General features: G+C 63.5%; 27 protein-coding genes. 10 read left to right on the forward strand and 17 right to left on the reverse strand.

Annotated features, from left to right (window positions below; all coding sequences use genetic code 11):
- Positions 1 to 12: 12 nt before the first annotated feature.
- The 5 genes from AC04SG_RS09355 to AC04SG_RS09375 all read right to left on the reverse strand — a co-directional run bounded on the left by AC04SG_RS09355 (position 13) and on the right by AC04SG_RS09375 (position 4,990).
- Entirely contained in the window at positions 13 to 1,053 is a 1,041-nt protein-coding gene (locus tag AC04SG_RS09355; protein WP_436260595.1) for an ABC transporter permease, read from the reverse strand.
- Positions 1,050 to 1,847, reverse strand: coding sequence for an ATP-binding cassette domain-containing protein (locus AC04SG_RS09360; RefSeq protein WP_488550791.1), 798 nt, complete (start codon positions 1,845 to 1,847; stop codon positions 1,050 to 1,052). Before AC04SG_RS09360 ends, AC04SG_RS09355 begins: the two co-directional genes overlap by 4 nt.
- Before the next feature lie 86 nt (positions 1,848 to 1,933).
- Positions 1,934 to 2,947 carry a substrate-binding domain-containing protein gene (locus tag AC04SG_RS09365; RefSeq protein ID WP_203278670.1) on the reverse strand — a complete coding sequence of 338 codons (1,014 nt, stop codon included), beginning with the start codon at positions 2,945 to 2,947 and terminating at the stop codon, positions 1,934 to 1,936.
- Positions 2,948 to 3,050: 103 nt separating this feature from the next.
- Positions 3,051 to 3,959: a sugar phosphate isomerase/epimerase family protein gene (locus AC04SG_RS09370; RefSeq protein WP_488550792.1), complete on the reverse strand. Its 909-nt coding sequence runs from the start codon at positions 3,957 to 3,959 to the stop codon at positions 3,051 to 3,053.
- The gene (locus AC04SG_RS09375; protein ID WP_488550793.1) at positions 3,956 to 4,990 is read right to left on the reverse strand and encodes a Gfo/Idh/MocA family protein; all 1,035 of its coding nucleotides are present in this window, start codon (positions 4,988 to 4,990) and stop codon (positions 3,956 to 3,958) included. Before AC04SG_RS09375 ends, AC04SG_RS09370 begins: the two co-directional genes overlap by 4 nt.
- 196 nt (positions 4,991 to 5,186) lie before the next feature.
- On the opposite strand from AC04SG_RS09375, the gene AC04SG_RS09380 reads away from it, so the two are divergent.
- Entirely contained in the window at positions 5,187 to 6,212 is a 1,026-nt protein-coding gene (locus tag AC04SG_RS09380; protein WP_488550794.1) for a LacI family DNA-binding transcriptional regulator, read from the forward strand.
- A gap of 27 nt (positions 6,213 to 6,239) precedes the next feature.
- On the opposite strand, the gene AC04SG_RS09385 is transcribed toward AC04SG_RS09380, so the two are convergent.
- Positions 6,240 to 6,554, reverse strand: a complete 315-nt coding sequence (locus AC04SG_RS09385) for a ferritin family protein (RefSeq protein ID WP_192258424.1) — start codon at positions 6,552 to 6,554, stop codon at positions 6,240 to 6,242.
- Positions 6,555 to 6,790: 236 nt separating this feature from the next.
- Here AC04SG_RS09385 and AC04SG_RS09390 point away from each other — a divergent pair, with 236 nt between their 5' ends.
- Entirely contained in the window at positions 6,791 to 8,272 is a 1,482-nt protein-coding gene (locus AC04SG_RS09390; protein WP_488550795.1) for an esterase-like activity of phytase family protein, read from the forward strand.
- Between the two features lie 76 nt (positions 8,273 to 8,348).
- Here the strand turns inward: AC04SG_RS09390 and AC04SG_RS09395 are convergent, their stop codons facing one another.
- Positions 8,349 to 9,167, reverse strand: coding sequence for a L,D-transpeptidase (locus AC04SG_RS09395; RefSeq protein ID WP_488550796.1), 819 nt, complete (start codon positions 9,165 to 9,167; stop codon positions 8,349 to 8,351).
- 279 nt (positions 9,168 to 9,446) lie between these two features.
- Positions 9,447 to 10,655, reverse strand: a complete 1,209-nt coding sequence (locus AC04SG_RS09400; protein ID WP_488550797.1) for an MFS transporter — start codon at positions 10,653 to 10,655, stop codon at positions 9,447 to 9,449.
- A gap of 155 nt (positions 10,656 to 10,810) precedes the next feature.
- Between AC04SG_RS09400 and AC04SG_RS09405 the strand changes: the two genes are divergently transcribed.
- A complete protein-coding gene (locus AC04SG_RS09405) occupies positions 10,811 to 11,386 on the forward strand; it encodes a TMEM175 family protein (protein ID WP_192258428.1) in 576 nt (191 codons plus the stop codon).
- 6 nt (positions 11,387 to 11,392) lie between these two features.
- On the opposite strand, the gene AC04SG_RS09410 is transcribed toward AC04SG_RS09405, so the two are convergent.
- Positions 11,393 to 11,674, reverse strand: a complete 282-nt coding sequence (locus tag AC04SG_RS09410; protein WP_095773965.1) for a hypothetical protein — start codon at positions 11,672 to 11,674, stop codon at positions 11,393 to 11,395.
- 130 nt (positions 11,675 to 11,804) lie between these two features.
- On the opposite strand from AC04SG_RS09410, the gene AC04SG_RS09415 reads away from it, so the two are divergent.
- A complete protein-coding gene (locus tag AC04SG_RS09415; protein ID WP_488550798.1) occupies positions 11,805 to 12,671 on the forward strand; it encodes an SDR family NAD(P)-dependent oxidoreductase in 867 nt (288 codons plus the stop codon).
- An 8-nt stretch (positions 12,672 to 12,679) separates the two neighbouring features.
- Here the strand turns inward: AC04SG_RS09415 and AC04SG_RS09420 are convergent, their stop codons facing one another.
- The 4 genes from AC04SG_RS09420 to AC04SG_RS09435 form a co-directional block, all read right to left on the reverse strand.
- Positions 12,680 to 13,105 carry a low affinity iron permease family protein gene (locus AC04SG_RS09420; protein ID WP_488550799.1) on the reverse strand — a complete coding sequence of 142 codons (426 nt, stop codon included), beginning with the start codon at positions 13,103 to 13,105 and terminating at the stop codon, positions 12,680 to 12,682.
- 394 nt (positions 13,106 to 13,499) lie between these two features.
- Positions 13,500 to 14,141 carry a DapH/DapD/GlmU-related protein gene (locus AC04SG_RS09425; RefSeq protein ID WP_488550800.1) on the reverse strand — a complete coding sequence of 214 codons (642 nt, stop codon included), beginning with the start codon at positions 14,139 to 14,141 and terminating at the stop codon, positions 13,500 to 13,502.
- 102 nt (positions 14,142 to 14,243) lie between these two features.
- Positions 14,244 to 14,747: a CreA family protein gene (locus tag AC04SG_RS09430; protein WP_488550801.1), complete on the reverse strand. Its 504-nt coding sequence runs from the start codon at positions 14,745 to 14,747 to the stop codon at positions 14,244 to 14,246.
- A 62-nt stretch (positions 14,748 to 14,809) separates the two neighbouring features.
- Positions 14,810 to 15,316, reverse strand: a complete 507-nt coding sequence (locus AC04SG_RS09435; RefSeq protein ID WP_488550802.1) for a cytochrome b — start codon at positions 15,314 to 15,316, stop codon at positions 14,810 to 14,812.
- Between the two features lie 212 nt (positions 15,317 to 15,528).
- Here AC04SG_RS09435 and AC04SG_RS09440 point away from each other — a divergent pair, with 212 nt between their 5' ends.
- The 3 genes from AC04SG_RS09440 to AC04SG_RS09450 all read left to right on the forward strand — a co-directional run bounded on the left by AC04SG_RS09440 (position 15,529) and on the right by AC04SG_RS09450 (position 19,026).
- Positions 15,529 to 16,113, forward strand: coding sequence for an SCO family protein (locus AC04SG_RS09440; protein ID WP_112560401.1), 585 nt, complete (start codon positions 15,529 to 15,531; stop codon positions 16,111 to 16,113).
- Positions 16,113 to 16,985 carry a 50S ribosomal protein L11 methyltransferase gene (locus AC04SG_RS09445; RefSeq protein ID WP_488550803.1) on the forward strand — a complete coding sequence of 291 codons (873 nt, stop codon included), beginning with the start codon at positions 16,113 to 16,115 and terminating at the stop codon, positions 16,983 to 16,985. Before AC04SG_RS09440 ends, AC04SG_RS09445 begins: the two co-directional genes overlap by 1 nt.
- 196 nt (positions 16,986 to 17,181) lie before the next feature.
- Positions 17,182 to 19,026 (forward strand): aminopeptidase P family protein, encoded by a 1,845-nt coding sequence (locus AC04SG_RS09450; protein ID WP_488550804.1) that lies wholly within the window; start codon positions 17,182 to 17,184, stop codon positions 19,024 to 19,026.
- A gap of 148 nt (positions 19,027 to 19,174) precedes the next feature.
- Here the strand turns inward: AC04SG_RS09450 and AC04SG_RS09455 are convergent, their stop codons facing one another.
- Both AC04SG_RS09455 and AC04SG_RS09460 read right to left on the reverse strand, forming a co-directional pair.
- Positions 19,175 to 19,471 carry an AzlD family protein gene (locus AC04SG_RS09455; protein ID WP_488550805.1) on the reverse strand — a complete coding sequence of 99 codons (297 nt, stop codon included), beginning with the start codon at positions 19,469 to 19,471 and terminating at the stop codon, positions 19,175 to 19,177.
- Entirely contained in the window at positions 19,468 to 20,196 is a 729-nt protein-coding gene (locus AC04SG_RS09460) for an AzlC family ABC transporter permease (protein ID WP_488550806.1), read from the reverse strand. The genes AC04SG_RS09455 and AC04SG_RS09460 overlap by 4 nt, the downstream gene beginning before the upstream one ends.
- A 122-nt stretch (positions 20,197 to 20,318) precedes the next feature.
- Here AC04SG_RS09460 and AC04SG_RS09465 point away from each other — a divergent pair, with 122 nt between their 5' ends.
- From AC04SG_RS09465 to AC04SG_RS09475, 3 genes are all read left to right on the forward strand, one after another.
- Positions 20,319 to 21,077 (forward strand): SDR family NAD(P)-dependent oxidoreductase, encoded by a 759-nt coding sequence (locus AC04SG_RS09465; protein ID WP_488550807.1) that lies wholly within the window; start codon positions 20,319 to 20,321, stop codon positions 21,075 to 21,077.
- Positions 21,078 to 21,330: 253 nt separating this feature from the next.
- The gene (locus AC04SG_RS09470) at positions 21,331 to 21,654 is read left to right on the forward strand and encodes a hypothetical protein (protein ID WP_488550808.1); all 324 of its coding nucleotides are present in this window, start codon (positions 21,331 to 21,333) and stop codon (positions 21,652 to 21,654) included.
- A 9-nt stretch (positions 21,655 to 21,663) separates the two neighbouring features.
- Positions 21,664 to 21,840: an SDR family oxidoreductase gene (locus AC04SG_RS09475; RefSeq protein WP_488550863.1), complete on the forward strand. Its 177-nt coding sequence runs from the start codon at positions 21,664 to 21,666 to the stop codon at positions 21,838 to 21,840.
- 18 nt (positions 21,841 to 21,858) lie between these two features.
- On the opposite strand, the gene AC04SG_RS09480 is transcribed toward AC04SG_RS09475, so the two are convergent.
- Together AC04SG_RS09480 and ligA are read right to left on the reverse strand one after the other, a co-directional pair.
- Positions 21,859 to 22,578, reverse strand: a complete 720-nt coding sequence (locus AC04SG_RS09480) for a DUF2461 domain-containing protein (RefSeq protein ID WP_488550809.1) — start codon at positions 22,576 to 22,578, stop codon at positions 21,859 to 21,861.
- Positions 22,551 to 24,755, reverse strand: coding sequence for an NAD-dependent DNA ligase LigA (gene ligA, locus AC04SG_RS09485; protein ID WP_488550810.1), 2,205 nt, complete (start codon positions 24,753 to 24,755; stop codon positions 22,551 to 22,553). The genes AC04SG_RS09480 and ligA overlap by 28 nt, the downstream gene beginning before the upstream one ends.
- Positions 24,756 to 24,854: the final 99 nt, after the last annotated feature.

Below are 24,854 nucleotides of genomic sequence, written 5' to 3' on the forward strand. Positions count from 1 at the left end.
ACGGCTACCCCCTTACCTGTACCGCGCCTGGTTCCACTTATGCCCCAGCAGCGACAGGATGATGATCAGCCCGTTGAAGAATTGCACGTAGAATCCGCTCAGGCCTGCCGCCACGACACCGGTCTGGATGAAGGCGACGGTGACCGCGCCGATGGCGCCGCCGGCGACCGTGCCGATGCCGCCCCAGGTCGGCGTGCCGCCGACGAACACCGAGGCCAGCACCGGCAGGAGATAGCCGTCGCCCGCCGTCGGCCACCAGGTGAAGTTGATCATCACCGAAAACGTGCCGGCAATCGCAGCGCCTATGCCGACGAAGACGAACACCTTCACCCGCACACGCTTGACGTCGATGCCCATCTGCTGGGCGCTGTCGGGATTGTCGCCGACCACCCTGACCTGCGCGCCGAAGCGGTGCCGGTTGTAGAGCATCGCCGACAAAACGACGAAGGCGAGCGCCCAGAAGATCTGCACCGGGATGCCCCACACCTGGCTGGAGAAGATCTTGTAGGCCCAGCTGTCGGCAAGGCCGGTCAGCGCCGTCGACTTGCCTTCGTTGATGATCTGGATCAGGCCGCGCAGCAAAAAGTTCATGCCGAGCGTGGCGATCAGCGACGACAGCCCGCCATAGACGACCAGCGATCCGACGAGGAAGCCGAGCAGCGTCCCGGTGACGATTGCTGCCGCAATGCCGAGGAACGGATCGTAGCCTGCCTGCACCACCAGCGCGAACACCCAGGAGGCAAAACCCATGGTGGCTGGAAACGACAGGTCGATCTCGCCGCAGGTGACGACGAAGACCAGCGGCACCACCACGAACAGCGCGACCGGCAGCGTCGTCAGCACCGAGCTGTAGAGATACCAGGTGGTGAACACGGTCGGGTTGGCGACCAGGAACACCGCCATCATGACGATGAACACGGCGAGCGTGCCGAGAGCGGCGCGATTGTCGATGACGAAGCCGCGCAGCCAGTGATCGGACGGGTGCTTCCACTCAGGTCGCGCTGCCTCGCCGCCGAGCGGGCTCTGCAGATCGGGTTCCATGGTCTTGCTCATCGCACTGCCCTCTCCGCGTCGCCGGCATCGTGCAATCCAGCCAATCCGCCGGGGTGCGCGACGTCTTCCATGAAATTGATGAGATCCTCGGCCGACTTGACCTCGGCGCGGTCGGCGGTCAGCGCCACCTTGCCGCGGTCCAACACCACGAAGCGGTCGGCAATGTCGAAGACATGGTGGATGTTGTGGCCGATGAACAGGATCGAGCGGCCGCTCGCCCGCACCTGACGCACGAAGTGGAACACCTTGGCGGTCTCAGTCAGCGACAGCGCCGTCGTCGGCTCGTCGAGGATGATCAGCTCGGCCTGCTTGTAGATGGCGCGCGCGATCGCGACGCCCTGGCGTTCGCCGCCCGACAGCTGGCCGACGATCGAATGCGGCGTGAACACCTTTGAGGTAAAGCCGATCTCGCGCATCAGCCGGCTCGCCTCCTCGATCTCCTTGTTCACCCTAAGAAAGCCCATGAAGCCGGTGAGTTCGCGGCCCATGAAGATGTTGCGCACGATGGTCTGCTGCACCGCCAGCGCCCGGTCCTGGAACACCGTCTCGATGCCGGCGTCGCGTGAGCGCGCCGCACTCCAGCCGGTCACCGGCTTGCCACGCACCAGGATCTCGCCGCTGGTCGGCTTGACGACGCCCGACAGGATCTTGATCAGCGTCGACTTGCCGGCGCCATTGTCGCCGATCAGGCCGACCACCTCGCCGCGGTCGACGCTGAGATTGACCCCGCCCAGCGCATAGACCTGGCCGTAGGATTTGCTGATGTCGCGCAGTTCGATAATGCGTTCGGCCATGGCGATCCTCGTTCGATTGGCGCTTGCCGGCATTCTCGCCAGCGGTCCTGCCGGCTGGGCTTGGGCCCAGCCGGCAGCTTGGGAGGTCAGCGCAGCGCCTGCTTGGCGAGCTCGGCGACAATCTCGTAATTCTGCGGCGTGACGAAGCCGGCGCCGGTGTCGACATTCATCGGCGCCAGGCCCAGCACCACCTGCTGGCAGAGGCTGAGGATCGGCAAGTAGCCCTGCAGGAACGGCTGCTGGTCGGCCGTCAGCTGCACCCAGCCGCCCTTGAACGCCTCGACGATCTGCGGGCTGGTGTCGAAACCGAAATTGAAGATGTCGCCGGGCTTGCGGCCTGCCGCCTGCATGTAGGTGGCGACATTGCCGAGCATCTGGCCGCCGGGATAGCCGACCGCCTTGACGTCAGGATTGTTGAGGAGCGCTGCCGTGATCACCGGGATCGCCAGATTGGGGTCGGACGCCCATTCGCCGCTCGGCGGCGACGACAGCTGGATGACCTCGACGCCGGCCTCCTTGAGCGCGGCCACCGTGCCGCGCTCGCGCGCGCCGCGGGCCTCGTTCTCGAACGGGCCGATCATGATCGCCTTGTCGCCGGACTTGAGCTTGCCGAGCTTGAACGCCTCGGCGCCGAGCGCGCGGCCCTGCTGTTCCTGCTGGGCGCCGACATAGCCGCCACCGAACGCTTCCACCACCTTCGGCACCGGCACGTTCTGGTACATCATCTTGATGCCGTCCTTATGCGCCTGCTCGGCCAGCGGCATGATTGCGGCGTCGCCGGGATGTCCCATCATGGCGATGCCGTTTGGCTTCACGGCGACGGCCTCGCGCAATTGCTGCACCATCTTCTCAACGTCCCACTGGGAGAAGATGTAGTCGACCTTCGGCCCGAGATCGGCCGCCGCCTGCTTTGCGCCATTATAGACGATGGTGCCGAAAGCGTCGCCCTCGGCGCCGCCGACGAAGAAGCGGATGTGGACATCCTTGCACCACTGGGCGTCAAGCGCCCGCGCCGGCAAGGTGGAGATGGCGGCGCAGAGCGCGGTGGCGGCGGCCACGACGGTCGAGCGCAGAAGTGTCGTTCTCATTGCGATACTCATGCACGTTCCTCCCTTTTGTCCTCGGTGAGCCGAGGGGTTTCGACATTCGCTTACGGCAGTGCTCAACACTCTTCTCCGGCCGGCTCCTCCCGCCGGCCGCTCCTCACGCCGGGTTCGGCAGATAGGTCGCTCCTCCCCGGCATTGCTTCAGGTATTCAAGCGCCCGCACCTGGCCGGTGATTTCGAGATCGCCGCGATAGACCGGGTCGTGCCAGCCCTCGATGTCGATGGCGCCCTTGTAGCCGGCCAGCCGCAATTCGCTGATCACCCGCGTCCAGTCGCTGTCGCCGAAACCGGGCGTGCGCATCTGCACGAAGGGCAGCCGGCCGAACACGCCATGCTCGCGGATGACATCCCAGCGCACTGTCGCGTCCTTGCCATGGACATGGAAGATGCGCGGCGCCCATTTGCGGATCTGCGGCATCGGATCGATCAGGTAGACGAGCTGATGACAGGGCTCCCATTCCAGCCCGAGGTTGTCGTCGGGCAATTCGTTGAACATCAGTTCCCAGGCATCCGGGTTGTGGGCGATGTTCCAGTCGCCGGTTGCCCAGTTGCCATCCATGGCGCAGTTTTCGAAGGCGATGCGCACGCCCTTGTCGGCGGCGCGTTTTGCCAGCGGGCCCCAGACCTCGCGGAAGCGCGGCAGGCTGTCGGTCAGCTTCTTGCCGCGCAGGCGACCGGTGAAGCCGCTGACCGTGGAAGTGCCGAACAGATGCGCATTGTCGATGACCGTTTCCCAGGCCGCGAGCACACCGCGATCGACTTCGCCATCCTCCAGCGGATTGCCGAACACGCCGAGCGAGGACACGCTGACGTCGGCATCGCCGATCGCCTCGCGAATCTGGCCGGCGAGCCGCGGCAGATCCTTGCCGCCCAGCGTCTGCCAGAAGAAGGGCTGGATGCTCTCGAAACCGAGCGGCAGGATCTGTTTGATGTAGGCTGCCGGGTCATCGAGATTGGCCCGCACCATGGTGCCGATCCGGATGTCGAGAAGCGGGTTTGGCATCATTGTGTTTCCTGTCTGGGGATAGCCACCCGGCGCCCGGTCTCGGCGCTCTCGATTGCGCCAAAAACCATGGCCAGGCTTTTGATGTTGTCGCTCCCACGCGTTTCCGGCTCGCTGCCGGTCTCGATGGCGTGGATGAAATCCTTGATGATGCCGAGATGGCCGCCGACGCGGTCGGCCGGATCGAGCGCCGGCACTTCGATCGCCTGCGTTTTGTCGATAATCCCGTCGCGGCCCGGCACCACCACTTCCGCCTTCAGCGCGTCACTGCCGTCCCAGATCAGGCTGCCGCGCTCGGCGACGATGCGCCAACTGCCTTCCCAGCTGGTGCGAAAGCCGTCGGCGCACCAGGAGCCGGCATAGGTGAATACCTTGCCGCCGCCGAGGTCGAAGACGGCGCTGGCCGACGAGCCCTGCCGGTACCAGGAATTGGCCGGCTCCCATTCCTGGCAATAGACGCCGGCGGGATCGCCGCCGACCATGTAGCGGGCGGCGTCGAACGTATGGATCGCCATGTCGAGCAGCAGCACATGCGCCATCTCCTCGCGAAAGCCGCCGAAATGCGGCGCGATGAAGAAATCGGCATGGATGCTGGTCGGCTTGCCGATGGCGCCGGAATCCAGAAACCGCCTTATGCGCCGCACATTGGCGACATAGCGCCGGTTCTGCACCACGGCATGGATGCGCCCGGCCCGGCGCGCCGCCTCGACGATGGCGCGGGCATTTTCCGGACTGTCGGCCAGCGGCTTTTCGGTCAGCAGATGGCAATTGCGGGCAAAGGCGGCAAAGGCGACGTCGCGCCGCGCGGCGGGCACCACGACGTCGAACACCGCGTCAGGTCGGGTCTGGTCAAGGACCTTATCGAGGCTGGTGCCGATGACGGCGCCGTCCAGCCCATATTCGCGCGCCCTCGCCTTCGCCCGTTCGGCGTCGAGATCGACAAGGCCGACAATGGCGAGCCCGTCGATTTGCCTTGCGGCATCGAGCCAGGCCTTGCTCATCGCACCGCAGCCGACGAGGACGGCGTTCATCATCCGGCATTCCTCCCGTCCGGTCCCTCCAGACCGAATGTCACGGCATTGACGGCATCACCGTAAACGTTTTTCCGTAAACGTTTACGAGAACACACCCGATGGCGTAGAATGTCAATCGGCTGCCCGCAAAAATCATCCCCGAAGCCTTGGCCTGAGCGGCAGCCGGTGCTAGCCAAGGGTCGGCGGAGAGAAGTCCTTGGCGTCCAGCATCCACGACCTTGCGCGTCACCTGAACATTTCGATCGGCACCGTGTCGCGGGCGCTGAACGGCCGCGCCGACGTCAATGCCGACACCCGTCAGCGCGTGCTCGCCGCCGCCAAGCAGCTGAACTATTCGCCGAACCAGTCGGGCCGAAGCCTCAGACAAGGCGCCACCCATTCGATCGCCTTCATGCTGCAACCGCATCCCGGCGACCAGCAATATGGCGAACCGTTCTTCATCCCGTTCCTGACCGGTCTGCAGGCGCGGCTCGCCGAGTATGACCTGGATCTGATGGTCGTCATGGGTGAGCCCGGCCAATATCAGCAGGAGAGGCTGCGCCGCGTGGTTGAGACGCGCCGGGCCGACGCGGTCGTGTTGGCCAATACACGGCGGGAAGACGATCGGATCGACTATCTCAGCAAGGCCGGCTTTCCCTTCGCCACGCTTGGCCGAAGTCAATCCGGCGACGACACCTACCCTTCGCTCGATATCGATTTCGAGAGGGCGGGTGATGAAGCCGTCGACCGGCTGGTCGCGCGCGGCCACCGCCGCATTGCCGCCATCCGCCCTTCGCTCGATCTCAACTTCGGCTACCTGTTCCTCGACGGCTACCGCAAGGCGCTGAAGCGGCACGGCATCGAAGTCGACCCCGGCCTGATCGCGGACGGCTTCATCAACGAGGCCGGAGGCTACCAGGTGACGCCGCGCGTGATGCTCTCCAAGGACCGGCCCACAGCCATCATCTTCAACAACGACGCAATGGCGCTCGGCGGCTGCAAGGCACTGGCCGAGATGGGCATCAGGCCCGGCCACGACATAGCGGTGATCGTCATCGTCGACACGCCGCTTTGCCGCTACTTTTCGCCGGCGCTGACCGCTTTCCGTCCGTCGCTGGAGCCCATGGGCCGGCGGCTGGCCGAAATGCTGCTGGCCTCGCTCCCCGCCTTCGCCGGCCCCGAAGGCACGCGCATCATCCGCGAAGTCTGGCCGCTGGAGCTGATCGCCCGCGACAGCGATTGATCACCGCGGGAAGTAGGCCGGTCGGCCTCAATCCACCTTCTTCTCGCCCTTCTCGCCGGCCTTGACGATGTCGCCCGTGGTGAACAGGATTTCCTTCAGCTCGGCCCGCCAGTCTTTCTTCTGGCGCAGCAGGAATTCGAGATCCATGCCGAAATGCTTGAACTCTTCGCCTTGCGCGTTTTTCATGATCGCCTTGGCCTGCGGGTCCTTTTCCACCGACATGCGCTGTTCGTACCAGCCGATCGCCTCCGCCTCCTCGATCAGCGAAGTGATCATGCGAGCGAAGGTCCGCACCTTCTGCGTCAGTTCTTCCGGCGGCTCGTGATACTGGTCGAAACCCATTTTCGTCCTCTCCTGATCCCCTGCCTCGCCGACCGATTGCAAGCAGCGCCAAGGCTTCGCTGCAACGGATCAAGATCAGGAATGGTTCCCGCCGTAGGGCGACGCCCGCCCTGTCACGCAAGTATCATGTTCGCGTCCTAGACCGCTTTGCGGGAGGGCGCTTGCGACATCGTCGATGCGATGCGGGGCCCTTTGCAGTCTCAGCCGCGTGAAGGCTTGTCACAAAGAGGATCTCCATGAAAATCTCGCACCGAACCCTGTCGCTCGGCGCCGCATTGGCGCTGTTTACCGCCCTGACCCCTGCCCTTGCCGACAGCACCGCCACCGTCGGCGATGTCAGCTTCGTCAACAAGGGCCTGGTCGGCGTCGGCCGCATCCCGGCCGACCTGAAGGACAAGTTCGGCGAGACCTTCGGCTCCGGCTCCGGCATGTCGATCGACGCCGCGAGCTGGACGCATGACGCCAATGGCTACAAGGGTTCGCTCTGGCTGCTGCCCGATCGCGGCTACAATGTCGTCGGCACCACCGACTACCGGCCGCGCCTCAACACTATTCGTATCGAGCTCACGCCGACCGCTCTGGGCGCCGCGCCCGCCGCCGGCCAGGAACAGACCGGCGTCAAGGCGACGCTTGCCGATTCCCTGCTGCTCACCGACGACAAGGGCGCCGATGCCACCGGCCTCGATCCGCTCAACGGCGTGCGCGCGGCCAACGGCGACATGCCGATCCTGCCCGAGGCCAACGGCAAGCTGGCGCTCGACAATGAGGCCATCGCGCGGCTACCCGACGGCACCCTGTTCATCTCCGACGAATACGGCCCCAACATCTATCGCTTCTCGGCCGACGGCCATTTGATGTCGGCGACGCAGCCGCCGGCCGCCCTGGTGCCGATGCGCAAGGGCAAGCCGAACTTCGCCTCGGACAATCCGGGCCCGGGTGCCCCCGAACCCGATCCGAAGGATCCTGAAACCGGCCGTCAGAACAACCAGGGCCTCGAAGGCATGGCGCTGACACCGGACGGCAAGTCGCTGATCGCGGTGCTGCAGTCGGCGCCCCGCCAGGATGGCGGCGATTCCGGCGCCACGCGCCAGAACACCCGCGCGCTGGTCTATGACGCCACCGACCCGGCACACCTCAAGCTGGCGCACGAATATGTCGTGCCGCTGCCGGTGTTCAAGGACGACAAGGGCAAGACCAAGATCGCCGCGCAGAGCGAGATCGTGGCACTGTCCGACAAGACCTTCCTGATGCTGGCGCGCGACAGCGGCAACGGCCAGGGGGTGAAGGGCGACACCTCGCTTGTGCGCCAGATCTTCGTCGTCGACGTCTCGGCCGCGACCGACATTGCCGGCGGCGCCTTCGATGCCGCCGACAAGCCGGTTGCACCCAAGGGCGTGCTCGATCCGTCGGTCACGCCGGCCAAGCTGACACCATTCATCGACATCAACGACAACAAGGAACTCGGCCGCTTCGGCCTGCATGACGGCAAGCCGAACGACAAGAACAACCTCTCGGAGAAGTGGGAGGCAATGTCGGTGGTCAGCGTGCTCGATCCGGCGCTGCCCGACGACTATTTCCTGTTCGTCGGCAACGACAACGACTTCCTCGCCCAGGACGGCTTCCAGGTTGGTGCGCCCTACAAGGCCGAGGACGGGGCCGATGTCGACACCATGTTCCTGGTCTATCAGGTCACGCTGCCGGGCCTCGCCAAGCAGTAGTCGTATACAACAGACAAAAAGCGGAGGCGCCCGGGTGCCTCCGTTTTTTGTCGGCGATCAGCGGACCGCTGATGCCCTATTTCAGGATCTCGGCGTCCCTCGGCACGCCGGCGTCGATCGGCTCGGCGGTCCTGTTCGACACGGCGGAGCTCTCCCCGGCGACCGAAAAGTTCGCGCGCACATGGACCTGGGTTACGCCATTGACCCTGCTGTAGAGGTCGATGATGTCCTGGTTCATGAAGCGCACGCAGCCCGACGACGCGTTCTTGCCGATGGAATCCCATTCCGGCGTGCCATGCAGCCGGTACATCGTGTCCTTGCCGTCGCGGAAGAGATAGAGCGCGCGGGCGCCGAGCGGGCTCTGCGGTCCCGGCGGCATGCCGTCCTTGTATTTCGCCAGCTCGGGGCGGCGCTGGATCATTTCCGGCGGCGGCGTCCACACCGGCCACTTCTTGCGCGCCTGGACCACGGCGCTGCCGGTCCAGCCGAACCCGGCCTTGCCTAGGCTGACGCCGTAACGGATCGCCTTGCCGCCATCGCGCACCAGATAGAGGAAATGTTCCGACGTATCGACGACGATGGTGCCCGGTTTTTCGCCGGTCGGGTCGGTCACGATCTGGCGCACGAACTTCGGATCGAGCTTGGATATCGGGATCGCCGGCAGTTGATAGCCCTCGTCGACGCGTGCCGCGTACATGCTTTCGGCAGCGCCTAAAGCCGAATCGCTTGGCGGCGGCGGCGCTACCATCGGCGGCGGCGCTGCCACCGGCGGCGGCACCACGTCCGTGGTTGTGCAGGCCGAAAGCGCCACGGAAGCGGCGCCCAAGGCGGATGCCCCAAGAAACGCGCGCCGGTTCAGGCGCTCGGAAAAAGAAAAAAGCGGATTGTCGGACATGGTCCCCCCGGTTTGCGGCCCCACGCGGCGTCGATCCATAGCCCATTCCGGATGCTTTGAGAACCTGATTGGCGCGAGGCAGCCGGGCGGAATGTTCCGTTGGCGCATCGACCTTGCCAGTCAAATCGGCAATCATTGCAGAGCGGACTTTGAGACGAACCTTCGCCGAGCAGCCCATGGACGAAAAAATGCCCGGCCGCCGGCGAGCCGCCCGACACCGGCCTCGGCATACCGCGCCAGCGAGCCAACATGGCCCCCAAGACGCCTAACGGGTGATTCTCAGCGCGCGTATTTTGCGCCGAATCCCAACGCGATTACGGAGAAGAGAGTGATCATGCCGGCAAAGGCCAGGCTTGCCGTCGTCGGGCTGCTCCAGTTCGACAACAGGCCGATGCCGATGACCGGCAGCGCATTGCCGCAGAAGCAGCAGATGAAGAACGCCGACACCACTTCGGCGCGGCGATCCGCCGGCGCGATCTGGCTCACCACCTGCAGGCCGCCGCGATACCCGAGCGCGGCCGCCACGCCGCAGAGAGCAGTGGCGGCAATCATCAGCGACATCGAGGCAAAAAACTGAGCCGTGACGACCAGCGCCACTGCGGGGATCATCAGTGCCAGCGCCGCCAGCATGCCGGCACGGCTGGGCAGTCTGCGCGTGGCCAGAATTGTGGCCGCGGCCACGATCGACAGTTCGAAGAACAGCCCGCCTGCCTCGGCATGGTTGGCTACATGCAGCTGCTGCGCCAGAATGCTCGGCGCCAGCGCTGCATAGAAGCCGACCAGCGCCATGGCGCCGAAGCCGGTCACCGCCGGCGCCACAAAGGCGGCGCGGATATCGGCCGGCACCGACAGCCGTGGCCGCAGCGAAACATCGGCCAGTCGCCCAGGCTGCAAGACGGTTTCACGCGTGCGCCAGATCAGCAGCGTTACCACGACAAGCACCGCCAGATAGACCGTAAACGTCAGCCTGAGCGGCCAGGGCGCATATTCGGCGAGCAGCCCAGAGGCCAGCGCGCCAAGGCCAAGGCCTACGAAGTTGGTGCTGGTGGCGATGACAGCCGCGCGCGACTTGTCTTTGCCTTCGATCAGCTCGGCAAGCCAGGCCGTGCCTGTTCCCGCGCCGATGCCTATGCCAAGGCCGCTCAGGATGCGGGCCGCATCGAGCCAGGCGACATTCTCGGCCAGCAGGAACACCAGCGCGCTGACCACCGCCACCGCCATCGATGCCAGCGCCGCAGGACGGCGGCCAATGCCGTCGGACAAGCGTCCGAACATCAGCAATGCGCCGAGATTGCCGACGACATAGACGGCGTAGACCAGCGTCAGCGTGATCTGCGAGAAACCGAAAGCCTGCTTGTAGATGATGTAAAGCGGCGTCAGCGCCGTGCTGCCGGCGAACAGCGCCGCGATCATGGCGGCAACCGCAGTCATCGCGGCACGGCCGCCGCGTTCATGGCCGCGTGTCGTCGTCTCGGCATAGCTGGTCATAGCAAACTCCGGCCAGTTGCCCCAACGCCCCGATCGAGGCCCAACGTCTATGTAAGGATTGCCGTTCCGCCTGCCGAACCCGCTCCTGACAATCTTGTCAGGATGGTCTTGCACGAAATCCTACCGTAACGTCCGTCCAACGAGAGGGAGGAACCATGGGTAAAGGCAGGGTCGAGGCATTCACGGATGGCGTCGTCGCCATCATCATCACCATCATGGTGCTGGAGTTGAAAGTGCCGCATGGCGAGGATCTTTCCGCGCTGGCGCCGTTGTGGCCGATCTTCTTCAGCTACGTCTTGTCGTTCATCAATGTCGGCATCTACTGGAACAATCTGCACAATATGTTCCACACCGTGCAACGCGTCGACGGCCGCGTGCTGTGGGCAAATCTCAACCTTCTGTTCTGGCTGTCGCTGATCCCGGCAACGACGGCCTTCATGGGCGAGAATCATTTCGCGCCGGTCCCTGTCGCCGTCTACGGCGTCGACCTCGTGCTGTGTGGGGTCGCCTACAGGATTCTTGTGACCAAGCTGCACCATCTGCATGGCAACGACACCGCCTTCGCCAAGGCGCTGGGCAGTGACCGCAAGGGCAAGATTTCGGTGGCGCTTTACATAACTGCGGTGCTGCTGACTTTCGTCAACCAGTGGATCGGCGTCGCGATCTACTTTCTGGTGGCTGCCGTCTGGTTCGTGCCGGATACGCGGTTTTCGAGGGTGATCGAAAAGTAGCTGGCGCTACTTGCGCATAGCCTTCAGCTTTTCGGCGACCGAGGCGGCAAGGTCGGCATAGCGCTCCTCCAGCCGCTCGGCCGCCTTGATGATCGAAAAATCATGGCCGAACTTTTCCAGCGCCATGCGCAATTTCTCGACGAACTCGGCCTGTTTTTCCAACGCCGAAAACAAGGTCTTCACCTGCGCTTCGCTGATATCGGGATTGGCGAGCATCTGCGGCACCTCGCGGCCCATCTGGTCGCCGGTAGCGGTCTGCTCCTTCAGGATTGCGATCCAGTCGGTCAATCGGCAGTCTCCCTTTTCAGCCGCACCATGCGCAGCCGGCGCCTGTACGGTCAACCCGAACACGCTGGACAGCCTTGCACGAAGCGCTTCCCGCGCTAAGTTCGGCACGACCTCAAACAAGGACCTGACCATGACCAGCGATGCCGAAATCCAGTCCGCTCTGCCCTCCCTCAGCCCAGGCAATGTCGCCGCTATCACCGGCGGCGCCAGCGGCATCGGCCTTGCCGCGGCCAAGAGGTTGGCGGCGATGGGCATGAAGCTGGTGCTCGCCGACATTGGCGGCGCGCGCCTCGATGCGGCCCGCCAGGCGGTCGCCGCGATCGCCGGCGAGGATGCCGTGCTCGCCGTCGCCACCGACGTCTCGAAAGCCGACGAGCTCGGCCGGCTGGCGGAAAAGACACAGAGTGCCTTCGGCGCTGTTTCGCTGCTGATGAACAATGCGGGCGTCGGCAACAATCCGGGAAAGCCCTGGGAAAACGGCGACGCCTGGAAGCGGCTGATCGACATCAATTTCTGGGGCGTCGTGCATGGTGTCGAGGCCTTCGCGCCAGCCATGCTGGCATCGGGCAAGCCAGGCCTGATCGTCAACACCGGCTCCAAGCAAGGCATCACCACGCCGCCCGGCAACCTGGCCTACAACGTCTCCAAATCGGCGCTGAAGACCTTCACCGAAGGCCTTGCGCATGCGCTGCGCAACGAACCGGGCGCGAAGGTTGCAGCGCATCTTCTCATCCCCGGCTTCACCTTCACCGGCATCACCGAGGGATCGACCGAAAAACCGGCCGGCGCCTGGACCGGCGAGCAGGTGATCGACTTCATGCTGACCTCGCTCACGCGTGGCGATTTCTACATCCTGTGCCCCGACAATGAGGTGAAGCGGTCGACGGACGAAAAACGCATGGCCTGGGCGATCGGCGACATCATCGAGAACCGCCCTGCTCTCTCGCGCTGGCACCCCGACCACAAGGACGCCTTCGCCGCCTTTATGGAGCGCTGAGCAACGGTTCACGCGGCGCGTTTTTTGGGAGTGCGTTTCTGGGCCACGGCTTTCTTGGCGGCCGCCTCGGCGATCTCGCGGTCATGACGCTTGGCCGCGCGTTCGCATTTGTCTCTGATTTCCTCGACCTCGGTTTCGGTCAGATGCTCGATGCCGATGAAATGGTTGTGGCCCCTGCCGACCCGGATCAATTCGTCGAGCTTGGCCTGGACCGCGGCGCCGTCACGGTTCTGGGTGTTCTGGATCAGGAACACCATCAGGAAGGTGATGATCGTCGTTCCTGTGTTGATGACCAGTTGCCAGGTATCGGAGAAACCGAAGAACGGCCCGCTGACCGCCCAGACGATGACGATCGCGCAGCAGCCGACAAAGGTCAGCGGCAGGCCGGCCAGATGAGCAACCGTGGTGGCGATCTTGGTGAACAGCTTTTCCAATTCAAATCCCTCAATTGCCCGAAACGCGGCATTCATCGCTCCAGCCAGAAACAACCGGCAGCCGCTCCGGGTTCCCTGTCGCAAGCGATATCGCGGCTACAATTGAACACACGCCAAAAGCGCAGCACCCTGAAAAGCCGCCTTATGGGTTTCCTGCCATAGTCGCCATGCAGGCCGGAGAGCCTGTTCCTTCCGCTTCACAGCGGTTTACCTCCAAAGCCCCTTCCGCTGCGCCACCCCCGCATAGCGGAAGGGGTTGTTGCCGTAGACCGGCGGCTCTCTCCCCCAACAGGCGCGCTGTCTCAGAATTTCGGTGCGAGGATTTCGACCAGCCAATCGATAAAGACGCGCACGCGCGGCGAGAGCTGGCGGCATGCTAATCCGACCGCCGCGCTCAGGAGCGCTCCTGTTCCCAGCGGTCGAGAAAATCCTCGATCGGCAAGGCCTGCATGTCGGGAACCGCTTTCGCCAGTTTTTCCGGCGGCCAGTCCCACCAGGCGAGGCTTTCGATCCGCGCCGCGATCTCAGGCGTAAAACGCCTGCGCAAAGGTTTCGCCGGCACGCCGGCGACGATCGCATAGGCCGGCACATCCCTGGTCACCACAGCATTGGCGCCGACGATGGCGCCATTGCCGATGCTAATGCCGGGCATGATGACCGCGCCATGGCCGATCCAGACATCGTTACCTATGCTGACGGCCTTGGCCTGCCGCCGTGCGCGAAACGCGGCGTCGACGCCCAGCCAGCGGAAATACTCGTTCGGGCGGTAGCTGAGCTTGTGCTGCGTGACCCGCTCGATCGGATGCTCCAGCGCGTTGATCCGGCTGTTGGCGGCGATCGAGCAGAATTTGCCGATCGTCGTGTAGATCGCCTCGGCGTGGCGCTCGAAATAGGAGAAATCGCCGACATTGACCTCGCGCAGCACCACCCGCTCGCCGATCGAGGCATAGCGGCCGAGCTTGCACGCCTTCAGCTCGGCCGTCGGATGAATGCGCGGTTCAGGGTCTTTGAGGACAAGGTTTTCAGTACGGTCCATGGCGCGGATTTACCTCCGCGCAATTGCGGAAGCAATTGTCCCGAGCAATTGCTGCCGCAAAGCGGAAGCAATTGTCGCGCGGCCAGACAGCCCTGAGTCCGCCTATTTCGGCTGGCCGTTGGTCCACACCACGCTCTGGCCGAACAGCGGCACGGTGGTTACCGACATTTTCGCCGAGCCGTCCTGCACCTGGCGTGAATGCGAGAGATAAATCAGCGTCTGGTTTTTCTTGTCGTAGATGCGGTTCACCACCTGCTTCTTCCAGATCAGGCTGATGCCTTGCTTGAACACCTCTTCGCCGCCTTCGCTCATGTCGATGTCGCCGATGGTGATCGGCCCGGTCTGGCGACACGAGATCGACGAATCCGATGGGTCCTCGAACCAGTTGCCTTTCTGCAGCCGGTCGATGACGCCGCGGTCGAAATAGGAGACGTGGCAGGTGATGCCGTCGACCTTCGGGTCCTTGATCGCCTCGACGATGATGTCGTTGCCGAGCCAGTCGACGCCGACCTTGCCGACCTCCTCGGCCGCGGCAGCGCCGGCGCCGAGGACAATGCGTGCGGCCAATGCGCCACCGATCAGTTTCTGCCCAATCCGTCTCTGCAACGGAGCCTCCTCAGGTTCTGGTTGCCGGGTCTCAGGTGGGGCGAGCGGCCTGGCTTTGCAAGCTAGGCCTGCCGGAATGCCAGCATCCGCCGCAGCACGTCGGTCTTGAAGACGAAATGCTGAACCAGCGCGCCTGCCGTATGCAAGAGCACCACATAGAGCAGGATGTCCTTGCCCAGCACATGCACCAGACTTGCCCCTGGCACACCAACAAACCATGCGGCGGCGCCCGAGAGCGGGACGATGAAGATGAGGGCGTAGATGACGAAATGCGTCGCCTTGGCGAGCAGTTTCAACACCGGATGCTCCATACCCGATACCGGCGGAACGCCGCGCGTCGCCCTGAGCCAAAGCCGCCACGCAGCCAGAACCAGCACGGCCAGGCCGATCACGACATGCAGATAGGCCAGCGGCACATCACCGGGCGAGGCCTCCTGCCCCCTGCGAAAGGCACGCCACACATGCTCCATGCCGTCATGGGCGAGGAACTGGATCAGGATCAGGGCCGCAATGCTCCAGTGCAGCCAGATCTGGGTCTTGGAGTAGGAAGCCACAGACATATCCGACATTGGCTGGTTCCACAGCAAGAGAACAGACCGTCAAGATAGGTAGAGGCCCAAACCGGTCAAATTACCGTTTGGTAATTCCGGCCGCGTGCGAGGCAGCATCGAGAGCCGGTTGCGGCAACGCGGCATCTTTGCCTTGACCGCCGCTACCGGCTAAGACTGCCGCCGCAGGCGCCAATCCGGCGCCTAAAAGAAATCACGACGGACACTTCCTTATGATGCGTTCAATCCTAGTCGGCATTCTGGTTCTGATGGCCGCCGGCATCGGCTGGCTCACCTTCGACTGGTACAAGGGCCATTATGGCGGCGAGCCGTTCGGAGCGCCGTTCACGCTGGTCGACCAGAAAGGCGCGCCGATCACCGAAGCCGCCTTCAGAGGCCATCCCAGCGTCGTCTTCTTCGGCTTCACCCATTGCCCGGAAGTCTGTCCGACCACGCTGTTCGAACTTGCCGGCTGGCTGAAGACGCTGGGCGACGACGGCAAGAACCTCAACGCCTATTTCGTGACCGTCGACCCCGAGCGCGACACGCCGCAGGTGATGAACACCTATGTCAGCAATTTTTCCGACCGCATCGTCGGCATATCGGGCGATCCCGACAAGGTGCACGCGATGGCGAAGTCGTTCAGCATCTACTGGAAAAAGGTCGACACCGGCGACGGCGACTACACGATGGACCACACCGCCTCGGTGCTGCTGCTCAATGCCAAGGGCGAGTTCGCCGGCACGATCGCTTACGGCGAGAGCGCCGACACGGCGATCGCCAAGCTGAAGCGGCTGGCGGCAGGCGCCCAAAGCTGATGACGCAGACCAGGCTCCATTTCACGGCCGGGAAGGTCGAGGCCGACAGCATCTTTGCCGCGCTCGAAATGGCTTTCGAGGATGAAGGCCTGCCGCTCGCCGTGCTCGAAGTCGACGAGGACCGCGACATCCATGAAGTCTCGCTCTATGCCGACGGCGATGTCGACGCGGTCGAGGCACGGCTCAGAGATATCCTTTCTGGCCTTTCCCTGTCGAAGCCGATCGAACGCGAGGTCTTGCCAGATATCGACTGGGTGGCACGCTCGCTGGAAGGGCTGAAGCCGGTGCGCGCCGGGCGTTTCTTCGTCCACGGCGCGCATGACCGCAGGAAGCGCCACAGCGGCGAACTCGCCATCGAGATCGAGGCCGGCCTTGCCTTCGGCACCGGCCATCACGGCACTACGGCCGGCTGCCTGGAAATGCTGGAACGGGTTGTGCGCCGCGAGCATCCCAGGAATGCCCTCGACCTCGGCACCGGCAGCGCGGTGCTGGCGATCGCCGTCGCCAAGCTGGCGCATATTCCGGTGCTGGCGACCGACATCGATCCGATCGCTGTCAGGGTTGCCGCCGCCAATGCCCGCCTCAACCACGTCAAGGCGCTGGTCGAAACCGTGACTGCGCCCGGTTTTCATCACCCCATCTTCGGCAAACGCGCGCCTTTCGACCTCATCGTCGCCAACATATTGGCGCGGCCGCTGATGCGGCTGGCGCCTGAGATGGCGAGGCATATCCGGCTCGGCGGCTCGATCGTGCTGTCCGGGATCCTCGATCGCCAGTGCAACGCGGTGATCTCGGCCTATGTCGGCCAGAATTTTCGCCATGTCAGGACCTTGCACCGCGAAGGCTGGGTGACGATCCACCTCAAACACTAATGTATGTCGCTCAAAAGTGGTCCCGGTTTTGAGAGGACGACATGCATAAAATAAATACTTAAAGCGCGTCCCCTGAATCCGTTCAGACGCGACGCGCTTTAAGTCGAGCGCTTGGACCAATCCGCTCTTTCGAAAATCGATTCCGGTTTTCGGGGGCATGCGCTACGCTCAAGCCAAGCACCTGAGGAGGCCTATCATGTTCCAGACCTTTGACTCCGCCGGCGATCCCAGCGTCGGCAAGCCGCGCGCGAAGCTGCTGCGGCAATGGCTGGCGGATAATGGCCTCGATGGATTTCTGGTGCCCCGCGCCGACGAGCACCAGGGCGAATACGTCGCCGACCGCTCGGCGCGACTGAAATGGCTGACCGGCTTCAGCGGCTCGGCCGGCGTCGCCCTTGTGCTGCGCGACCGCGCCTTCATGTTCGTCGACGGCCGCTACACGCTGCAGGTGCGCCACGAAGTCGATCTCGACATTTTCGCCATCGAGAGCCTCGTCGACAACCCGCCAGCGTCCTGGATCAAGGACAATCTCGGCAAGGGCGCGCGACTTGGCTTCGACCCATGGCTGCACACGATCAACGAGGTCAAGGCGCTGAATGTTTCGGCCGAGCAATCCGGCGCCACGCTGGTTCCGCTCGACAAGAACCCGATCGATATCATCTGGAAGGATCAGCCGGCACCACCGGTGGCGTCGGTCGAGATCCACCCGATCGGCTTTGCGGGCGAACTGGCCAAGGACAAGCTGGTGCGGCTGGCAGCGGCGATCGCCAAGGACGGCGCCACGCACGCCGTCCTAACCGACCCCTCCTCGATCGCCTGGGCCTTCAACATCCGCGGCGGTGACGTGCCGCACACGCCACTGGCGCTCGGTTTCGCGATCCTCGCAGCCGACGGCAAGCACCAGCTGTTCATGGACCAGCGCAAGTTTTCGCGCACCGTCGCCGCCTATCTCAGCCAGCTTGCCGACTTGCATGAGCCCGGCGAATTCGAGGCGGCAATCATCGCCCTTGCCAAAGGTGGCGCAAGGATCGCGCTCGATCCGGTGCTGGCGGCCGAAAAGCTCAGAATGCTGGTCGAGGACAATGGCGGAACCTTTGTTGCCGCGCCCGATCCCGCCCGCATACCGCGTGCCACCAAGAACCAGGCCGAGATCGCCGGCAGCCGCGCCGCGCACCGTCGCGACGGGGCGGCCGTCGCCAAGCTGCTATGCTGGCTGGAGCGGCAGAAGCCGGGTTCGCTCGACGAAATAACCGTCGTCACCAAACTGGAAGAGACGCGCCGGCAGACCGGCGAGGAAACGCAGATGCCGCTGCGCGACGTCTCTTTCGACACCATTTCCGGCGCCGGCCCGAATGGCGCCATCATGCATTACCGCGTGTCGCGCGCCACCAACCGCAAGCTGACAAAGGGCGAACTGTTCCTGCTCGATTCCGGCGCCCAGTATCAGGACGGCACGACAGACATCACCCGCACCGTGCCGATCGGCCAGCCGACCGAAGAGATGCGCGAGCGCTTCACGCTGGTGCTGAAGGGCATGATCGGCATTTCGACGCTGCGCTTCCCGGCGGGCACGCGCGGCTCTGAGATAGACGCGGTGGCACGCATGGCGTTGTGGAAGCATGGCTGCGACTTCGCGCACGGCACCGGCCATGGCGTCGGCTCCTATCTCGCCGTCCACGAAGGGCCGCAGCGCATTGCCCGCACCGGGACCGAAAAGCTGCTCGCCGGCATGATGCTCTCCAACGAGCCCGGCTACTACAAGGAAGGCTCCTACGGCATCCGCATCGAGAACCTGATCCTGGTGACGCCGGCCGATCAGGTCGAAGGCGGCGACATTGCCATGCACAGTTTCGAGACGCTGACGCTGGCGCCAATCGACGTCAGGCTTATCCGAACCGACCTCTTGCAGCGGGAAGAGCTGCAATGGCTGGACGCATATCATGCGCGCGTACTGGCTGAGATCGGCCCGATGCTCGACGGCGAGACGCTAGCCTGGCTGGAGAAAGCAACCGCCCCGCTGCCGCACGACGCGAAGATTTGAGGTGAGCTTCTTTCTCCCCGTTTACGGGAGTTGAGGAGCGGTCAGCGAAGCGGACGAAAAGCCAATTGCTTGGCTTTTCGAGTGACGAACGCCGGCAGGGCAATGAGGGGCAGCGCCGACAGTTCGAAACTGTCCTGCCGGCAGGTTCCTACCCCACAAACTGCCGCGCCAGGATCAGCACCACCGCACCGGCCAGAAACATGGCCATCAGCCCGCCCCGCAGCGAGACCACAGCGGCGACAACCAGTGCCGCCCATTCCGCCGGCCCGGCGCCAAGGGCCGCCGGCGCCACCAGCGTCGTCAGCACCGCCGCCGGCACGGCATTCAAACCCGCCTCGACGCGCGGATGGATATGGTCGAAGCGCGAAATCACCAGATGGCCGCCGACACGCGTGAGATAGGTGGCGATCGCGCCGGCAACGATGATCCAGAATGTGGTGCTCATCGCTTTGCCTCCACGCCGCTATGGTGGGGCGGCAAGATGACGGCCAGAAGCACGCCGGCAACGGCGCCGATGGAAACGTGCCAGGGCGAACCGACCGTCTTGTAGGCGATGATCGACGCGGCGGCGCTGGCAATCACCACCGGCAGCCACAGTGGCCGCTTGCGAAAACCCATGACCAGGCCGAGGAAATAGATCGGCAGCAGGAAGTCGATGCCGAGCGCGTGCGTGTCCGGGATCAGCTTGCCGAACACCGCGCCCAGCGCGCTTTCGATGCCCCAGAACACATAGACCGGCAGGCCCAGCCCCATATACCAGGCAAAGCCAACGGTCTCGCCGGCTTCGGCTTTGCGCTCGGCCACCGCGAACTGCGGATCGGTGAGCACGAAATAGCCCAGCGCCTGCTGGATAACAGGCCAGTGCGCGATGCGCCGGCCGATGCTGGCGGAGTAAAGCACGTGGCGAAAGTTGACCGCAAAGATCGACAGCACGATCAGCCATGGCGCGACATGCTGGCCGAACAATTCGATGCCGACCATCTGGCTGGCGCCGCCGAAGATCAGCGCGCTCATTGCAAAAGCTTCGAGAACGGAAAAGCCATTGTCGACGGCAATAGCGCCGAACAGCAGCCCAAACGGCGCCGCGGCGACCACCACTGGCATCGACAGGCGCACACCGTCCCAGAAATCATTGGCCACAGAATTTTCGGTTAAGGTCTCTGCCGACATGTCACATTCCCAGCTCGCGCTGCTATGTAGGAGCCGGCGGCTGAAAAGTCAGACGAATTCGCTTGAGCCAACAAATCAGCGAAACTGATGTCAGGGGTCGCAAAAACACACGAGGGTTTCAGATGATCGCTTATGATTTCACCGGCAGGCATGCGATCGTCACCGGGGCGGGTGGCGGCATGGGCGAGGCGATCGCGCTGGCGCTGCTCGATGCTGGCGCTTCGGTCACCGCCATCGACGTCAAGCCGCGTCCGGCATCGCTTGCCGCCTATGACGACCGGCTCACCTTCGCCCAGGGCGACCTCACCGACGCCGCCTTCGTCGAACGGACCATCAGCGCTGCCGGCCGTGAGCGCGGCGGCATCGACTATCTCGCCAATGTCGCAGGCGTGCTCTGGTTCGGCCGCGACAAGTCGGCCCTCGAAATGGATCTCGATGTCTGGGACCAGGTCTTCAACATCAATCTGAAGTCCTTCGTACACACGGCGCGAGCGGTGGTTCCGCACATGCGCGCGGGCGGGCGTGGCGGCGCCATGGTGCATTTCTCGACCATCCAGTGGTATCGCGGCGATCCCAAACCGCAGGATGCCTACCAAGCCTCCAAGGCCGGCGTCTGTGCACTTTCGAAGTCGCTCGCCATGCAGCTGGCGAGCGATGGCATCCGCTCCAATTCGATCTGCCCGGGCATGGCGCTGACACCACTGCAGGCGCGCTGGGACACCGAGGAGAAGCGCGCTGCCGTTGCCAATTATGCGCCGCTCGGCCGCATCGGCACGCCGCAGGACATGGCCAATGCCGCGCTCTTCCTGCTTTCCGACGCGGCAAGTTACATCACCGGCATCGAACTCGCCGTCGACGGCGGTCTTTTGATGCGGATGTAGTCGAGCAGCGCGTTGGCTAGCTTGATGCTGTCGCTCGATCGAACGGAATACTCAGACATTGTTAACCGGAATGGAACAGACCAAGTAATGTGGTTAGTTAGATATAGATAGTTATATATATTAGGTAGCGCTGAAATTGGTTCTAGTTGCGTGTAGAGAAAATACCTGCTAGCATCGACTTGTATACGTTTAGTAAAAACAAATTGAACTTCTGCGATACTTTCTCTTTGGATGCCTTGCAGGCGGGATTAAGATGAAGAAAGTTTTGTTGATAACTTTTGTGGCTGTTCCGACTATTGTTGCGATCCTGTTATTCATACGGAGTCTCGGTCCGGCTTTGGAAATCGACAATCTAAGGGAACAAATTGGATTGCAACGTAGAGAGATGCGCTTCTTGGCAAATATGGCGAGTGTTAGTTTGTCTTCTTGTCACTTGTCGGTCGCCGACTTTGAGAAGTTCGCAAAGGCAAACGACCATGAAGTTTCGTGGAATGGCGATGAAGCGTTGGCTGGCGCCTTCAAAGTGCAGCGAAAGGGTTCCTGTATTGTGAGCGTTTCCGTTCCTGATTGGCTTTGATATGCGCGCCTGGCGCGCTGGGACACCGAGGAGAAGCGCGCTGCCGTTGCCAATTATGCGTCGCTCGGCCGCATCGGCACGCCGCAGGACATGGCCAATGCCGCGCTCTTCCTGCTTTCCGACGCGGCAAGTTACATCACCGGCATCGAACTCGCCGTCGACGGCGGTCTTTTGATGCGGATGTAGCCGCGTAGTGTGCCTGGACTAGCTCCGCAGCGCGGTGCCCTGGATCGCCCTGCCCCAATCGAGCAACGGCTTGGCGCGCAATGTGAAATCGACAAGCTCGTCGACCAGCGCCGGCGCGTGGATGCCGGCCGGATCGATCATGTGCTGGACATAGAAGTGCCGGTTGCGGATGGCGTCGACAAGATCGGGTTCGTTGACCTGCTCGAAGCCGCGCGGCGTGCGCTTCAACCGACCCTCGGTTTCGAGTTCGAAGCCGTTTTTCTTCAGCGTTGAAAGCAGTTTTCGGAACTCGGCTGGCCGGGCGATAATCGCCTTGCGCATCGCCAGCAGCAGGGGCGGCTCCGGATTCCACCAGGCAACGTCGGCAAAGCAGCGGTCGATCCCGACATAGACGAAGAACACGCCCTGCTCCATCTTGGTGCCGTCCGGCGACAGGATGGCCGACAGATGCTGGTTGTAGGGCCGTTTGTCCTTGGCGAAGCGCACGTCGCGATTGATGCGAAACAGCGACTTCTTGCGGTCGCCGCGCAGGCCGAGCCCCGCCGCCGCAAAGCGCTCCGTCAGCGTCTCGACCAGATCGCAGAGCGGCTCGTGCAGCTCGCTGTCGTAAAGCGCCCGGTTCTCCTGGAACCATTCGCGGCTCTGGTGGAAGTCGAGTGCCTTCAGGAACGGGATGGCTTTCTGGCCAAACCCTTTGAACGAACCGCCGGTCATGCCTTGCCGACCCGTTGCAACCATGTGTCCTCGTCGATGACTTCGACGCCGAGTTCGCTGGCAAGCTTTAGTTTGGAGCCCGCGCCCGGCCCGGCCACCAGGAGGTCGGTCTTCGCCGACACCGAACCTGCTACCTTGGCGCCGAGCCGTTCGGCCATCGCCTTGGCTTCGGACCGGGTCATCTTTTCCAGCGTGCCGGTGAAGACGATGGTCTTGCCGGCAACCTCGCTGTCGGCCGAGACGGTGACGATGTACGGCTTCGGCTTGACCTGCTCGAGCAGTCTGTCGAGCACGTCGTCATTGCGCTCATTGCCGAAGAAATCGCGCAGCGAATCGATCACCGTGTCGCCTATGCCGTTGATCGAGGGGAAAACACTGTGCGGATCTTCCGCCGCTGCCGTCTCCTTGCCGACGCGGATCAGCTCCTCGATGGTCGAGAAGGTGCGGGCAAGCACCGCCGCTGTCGTTTCGCCGATATGGCGGATGCCTAGCGCGAAGATGAAGCGGTCGAGTTCCGGCTCGCGGCGCGAATCGATTGCCGCGAACAGCTTGTCGAGGCCTTCATAGTTGCGGTCCTCGACACCGCGTACATTCTTGCGCGCCTTGCCCGATGCCGCCTCGCGCTGCCTCGCCTGCTCCTCGCGCCGCTCGGCCAGCGCCCTGGTGACCGCCGGCCGGCGATCCCTCAGGGTAAAGATATCGGCGGCGGTCTTGACCAGCCCCGAATTGAAGAACAGGTCGATGTTTTCGGCGCCCAGTCCCTCGATGTCGAGCGCCCCGCGCGACACGAAATGGCGCAGCCGTTCCACGGCCTGCGCGGCGCAGATCAGCTCGCCGGTGCAGCGCCGGCGCGAATCCTCCTTGCCGGTCTTCTCGTTGACCTCGCGCGTCGCCGGCGAGCCGCAGACCGGACAGGTGTGGGGGAATTCGTAAGGCACCGCATCGCCCGGCCGCTTGTCGATGACGACGCTGACGATCTGCGGAATGACGTCGCCTGCCCGTTGTATGACAACCGTATCACCGATGCGCACATCGATGCCGTCGCGGATCGGCAAGCCGTTGCTGTCGAAGCCTTTGATGTAATCCTCATTATGCAGCGTCACGTTTTCGACCACCACGCCGCCAACCGTGACCGGCGCCAGCCGCGCCACCGGCGCCAACGTGCCGGTGCGGCCAACCTGGATATCGATCTTCTGCACCGTCGTCATCGCCTGTTCGGCAGGGAATTTGTGCGCAACTGCCCAACGCGGCTCGCCGGTGACGAACCCCCAGCGACGCTGCAGTTCCAGCTGATCGACCTTGTAGACGACGCCGTCGATGTCGTAGCCGAGCGACGAGCGCAGTTCCTCGATCTTGTGATATTGCGCGATGAGATCATCGACCGACTTCGCCCGCACCATCAGCGGGCTGACCTTGAAGCCCCACTCGGCAAATTTCTGCACGGATTCGTACTGCGTCGGCGCGGGATCTGCCGTCGTGTAGCCCCAGGCATAGGCGAAGAATTTGAGATTGCGGCTGGCGGTGACGGAGGCATCCTTCTGGCGCAGCGATCCGGCAGCCGTGTTGCGCGGATTGACATAGTCCTGGCCGCCGACCGCCGCCGAGCGCGCCTTCAGCGCCTCGAACTCCGCATAGGTCATGTAGACCTCGCCACGTATCTCGATGGTCTCGGGCCAGCCCGATCCCTTCAACTTGGCCGGGATGTCGGCGATGGTCCTGAGATTGGCGGTGATGTCTTCGCCCACCGCACCGTCGCCGCGCGTGGCGCCCTGAACGAACATGCCGCGTTCATAGCGTAACGACGCCGACAGCCCGTCGATCTTCGGCTCGGCCGTAAACGCGATGTCGAGATCCTTGTCGCGGTCGAAGAAGCGGCGGCCACGTTCGATGAAATCGGTGACATCCTCGTCGGTATAGGCCTTGGCGAGGCTGAGCATCGGCACCGCATGGCGCACCTTGGCAAAGCCTTCGGCCGGCGCGGCACCGACCCGCAGCGAGGGAGAATCCTCGCGCACCAGACCGGGAAAGCGCTCTTCGATGGCAAGGTTGCGCCGCCGCAGCGCATCGTATTCGGCGTCGGTGATCGTCGGCGCGTCCTCGGCATGGTAGCGCCGGTCGTGGCCGGCGATCTCCTCGGCCAGCCGCGCAAGCTCATCCGCGGCTTCGCTTTCGCTCAACGATTCGACTGGTTTTTCAAACATGCGGCGCGGTCCTCGAATTCTGGTGGGCCACTATAAATCAGGATTTGCTGTCAGCGAGATAGGCTGTGGAAAAATCAAACCCGAACAGCAGGATGTCGC

This window comes from Mesorhizobium sp. CNPSo 4684 (genome assembly GCF_057784315.1).

Excerpts from the sequence above, each read along its gene's own strand:
- AC04SG_RS09355 (WP_436260595.1), bottom strand. The coding sequence starts at position 1,053 with ATGAGCAAGACCATGGAACCCGATCTGCAGAGCCCGCTCGGCGGCGAG.
- AC04SG_RS09360 (WP_488550791.1), bottom strand. The coding sequence starts at position 1,847 with ATGGCCGAACGCATTATCGAACTGCGCGACATCAGCAAATCCTACGGC.
- AC04SG_RS09365 (WP_203278670.1), bottom strand. The coding sequence starts at position 2,947 with ATGAGTATCGCAATGAGAACGACACTTCTGCGCTCGACCGTCGTGGCC.
- AC04SG_RS09370 (WP_488550792.1), bottom strand. The coding sequence starts at position 3,959 with ATGATGCCAAACCCGCTTCTCGACATCCGGATCGGCACCATGGTGCGG.
- AC04SG_RS09375 (WP_488550793.1), bottom strand. The coding sequence starts at position 4,990 with ATGATGAACGCCGTCCTCGTCGGCTGCGGTGCGATGAGCAAGGCCTGG.
- AC04SG_RS09385 (WP_192258424.1), bottom strand. The coding sequence starts at position 6,554 with ATGGGTTTCGACCAGTATCACGAGCCGCCGGAAGAACTGACGCAGAAG.
- AC04SG_RS09390 (WP_488550795.1), top strand. The coding sequence starts at position 6,791 with ATGAAAATCTCGCACCGAACCCTGTCGCTCGGCGCCGCATTGGCGCTG.
- AC04SG_RS09395 (WP_488550796.1), bottom strand. The coding sequence starts at position 9,167 with ATGTCCGACAATCCGCTTTTTTCTTTTTCCGAGCGCCTGAACCGGCGC.
- AC04SG_RS09400 (WP_488550797.1), bottom strand. The coding sequence starts at position 10,655 with ATGACCAGCTATGCCGAGACGACGACACGCGGCCATGAACGCGGCGGC.
- AC04SG_RS09405 (WP_192258428.1), top strand. The coding sequence starts at position 10,811 with ATGGGTAAAGGCAGGGTCGAGGCATTCACGGATGGCGTCGTCGCCATC.
- AC04SG_RS09415 (WP_488550798.1), top strand. The coding sequence starts at position 11,805 with ATGACCAGCGATGCCGAAATCCAGTCCGCTCTGCCCTCCCTCAGCCCA.
- AC04SG_RS09425 (WP_488550800.1), bottom strand. The coding sequence starts at position 14,141 with ATGGACCGTACTGAAAACCTTGTCCTCAAAGACCCTGAACCGCGCATT.
- AC04SG_RS09435 (WP_488550802.1), bottom strand. The coding sequence starts at position 15,316 with ATGTCGGATATGTCTGTGGCTTCCTACTCCAAGACCCAGATCTGGCTG.
- AC04SG_RS09440 (WP_112560401.1), top strand. The coding sequence starts at position 15,529 with ATGATGCGTTCAATCCTAGTCGGCATTCTGGTTCTGATGGCCGCCGGC.
- AC04SG_RS09445 (WP_488550803.1), top strand. The coding sequence starts at position 16,113 with ATGACGCAGACCAGGCTCCATTTCACGGCCGGGAAGGTCGAGGCCGAC.
- AC04SG_RS09450 (WP_488550804.1), top strand. The coding sequence starts at position 17,182 with ATGTTCCAGACCTTTGACTCCGCCGGCGATCCCAGCGTCGGCAAGCCG.
- AC04SG_RS09455 (WP_488550805.1), bottom strand. The coding sequence starts at position 19,471 with ATGAGCACCACATTCTGGATCATCGTTGCCGGCGCGATCGCCACCTAT.
- AC04SG_RS09460 (WP_488550806.1), bottom strand. The coding sequence starts at position 20,196 with ATGTCGGCAGAGACCTTAACCGAAAATTCTGTGGCCAATGATTTCTGG.
- AC04SG_RS09465 (WP_488550807.1), top strand. The coding sequence starts at position 20,319 with ATGATCGCTTATGATTTCACCGGCAGGCATGCGATCGTCACCGGGGCG.
- AC04SG_RS09470 (WP_488550808.1), top strand. The coding sequence starts at position 21,331 with ATGAAGAAAGTTTTGTTGATAACTTTTGTGGCTGTTCCGACTATTGTT.
- AC04SG_RS09480 (WP_488550809.1), bottom strand. The coding sequence starts at position 22,578 with ATGGTTGCAACGGGTCGGCAAGGCATGACCGGCGGTTCGTTCAAAGGG.
- ligA (WP_488550810.1), bottom strand. The coding sequence starts at position 24,755 with ATGTTTGAAAAACCAGTCGAATCGTTGAGCGAAAGCGAAGCCGCGGAT.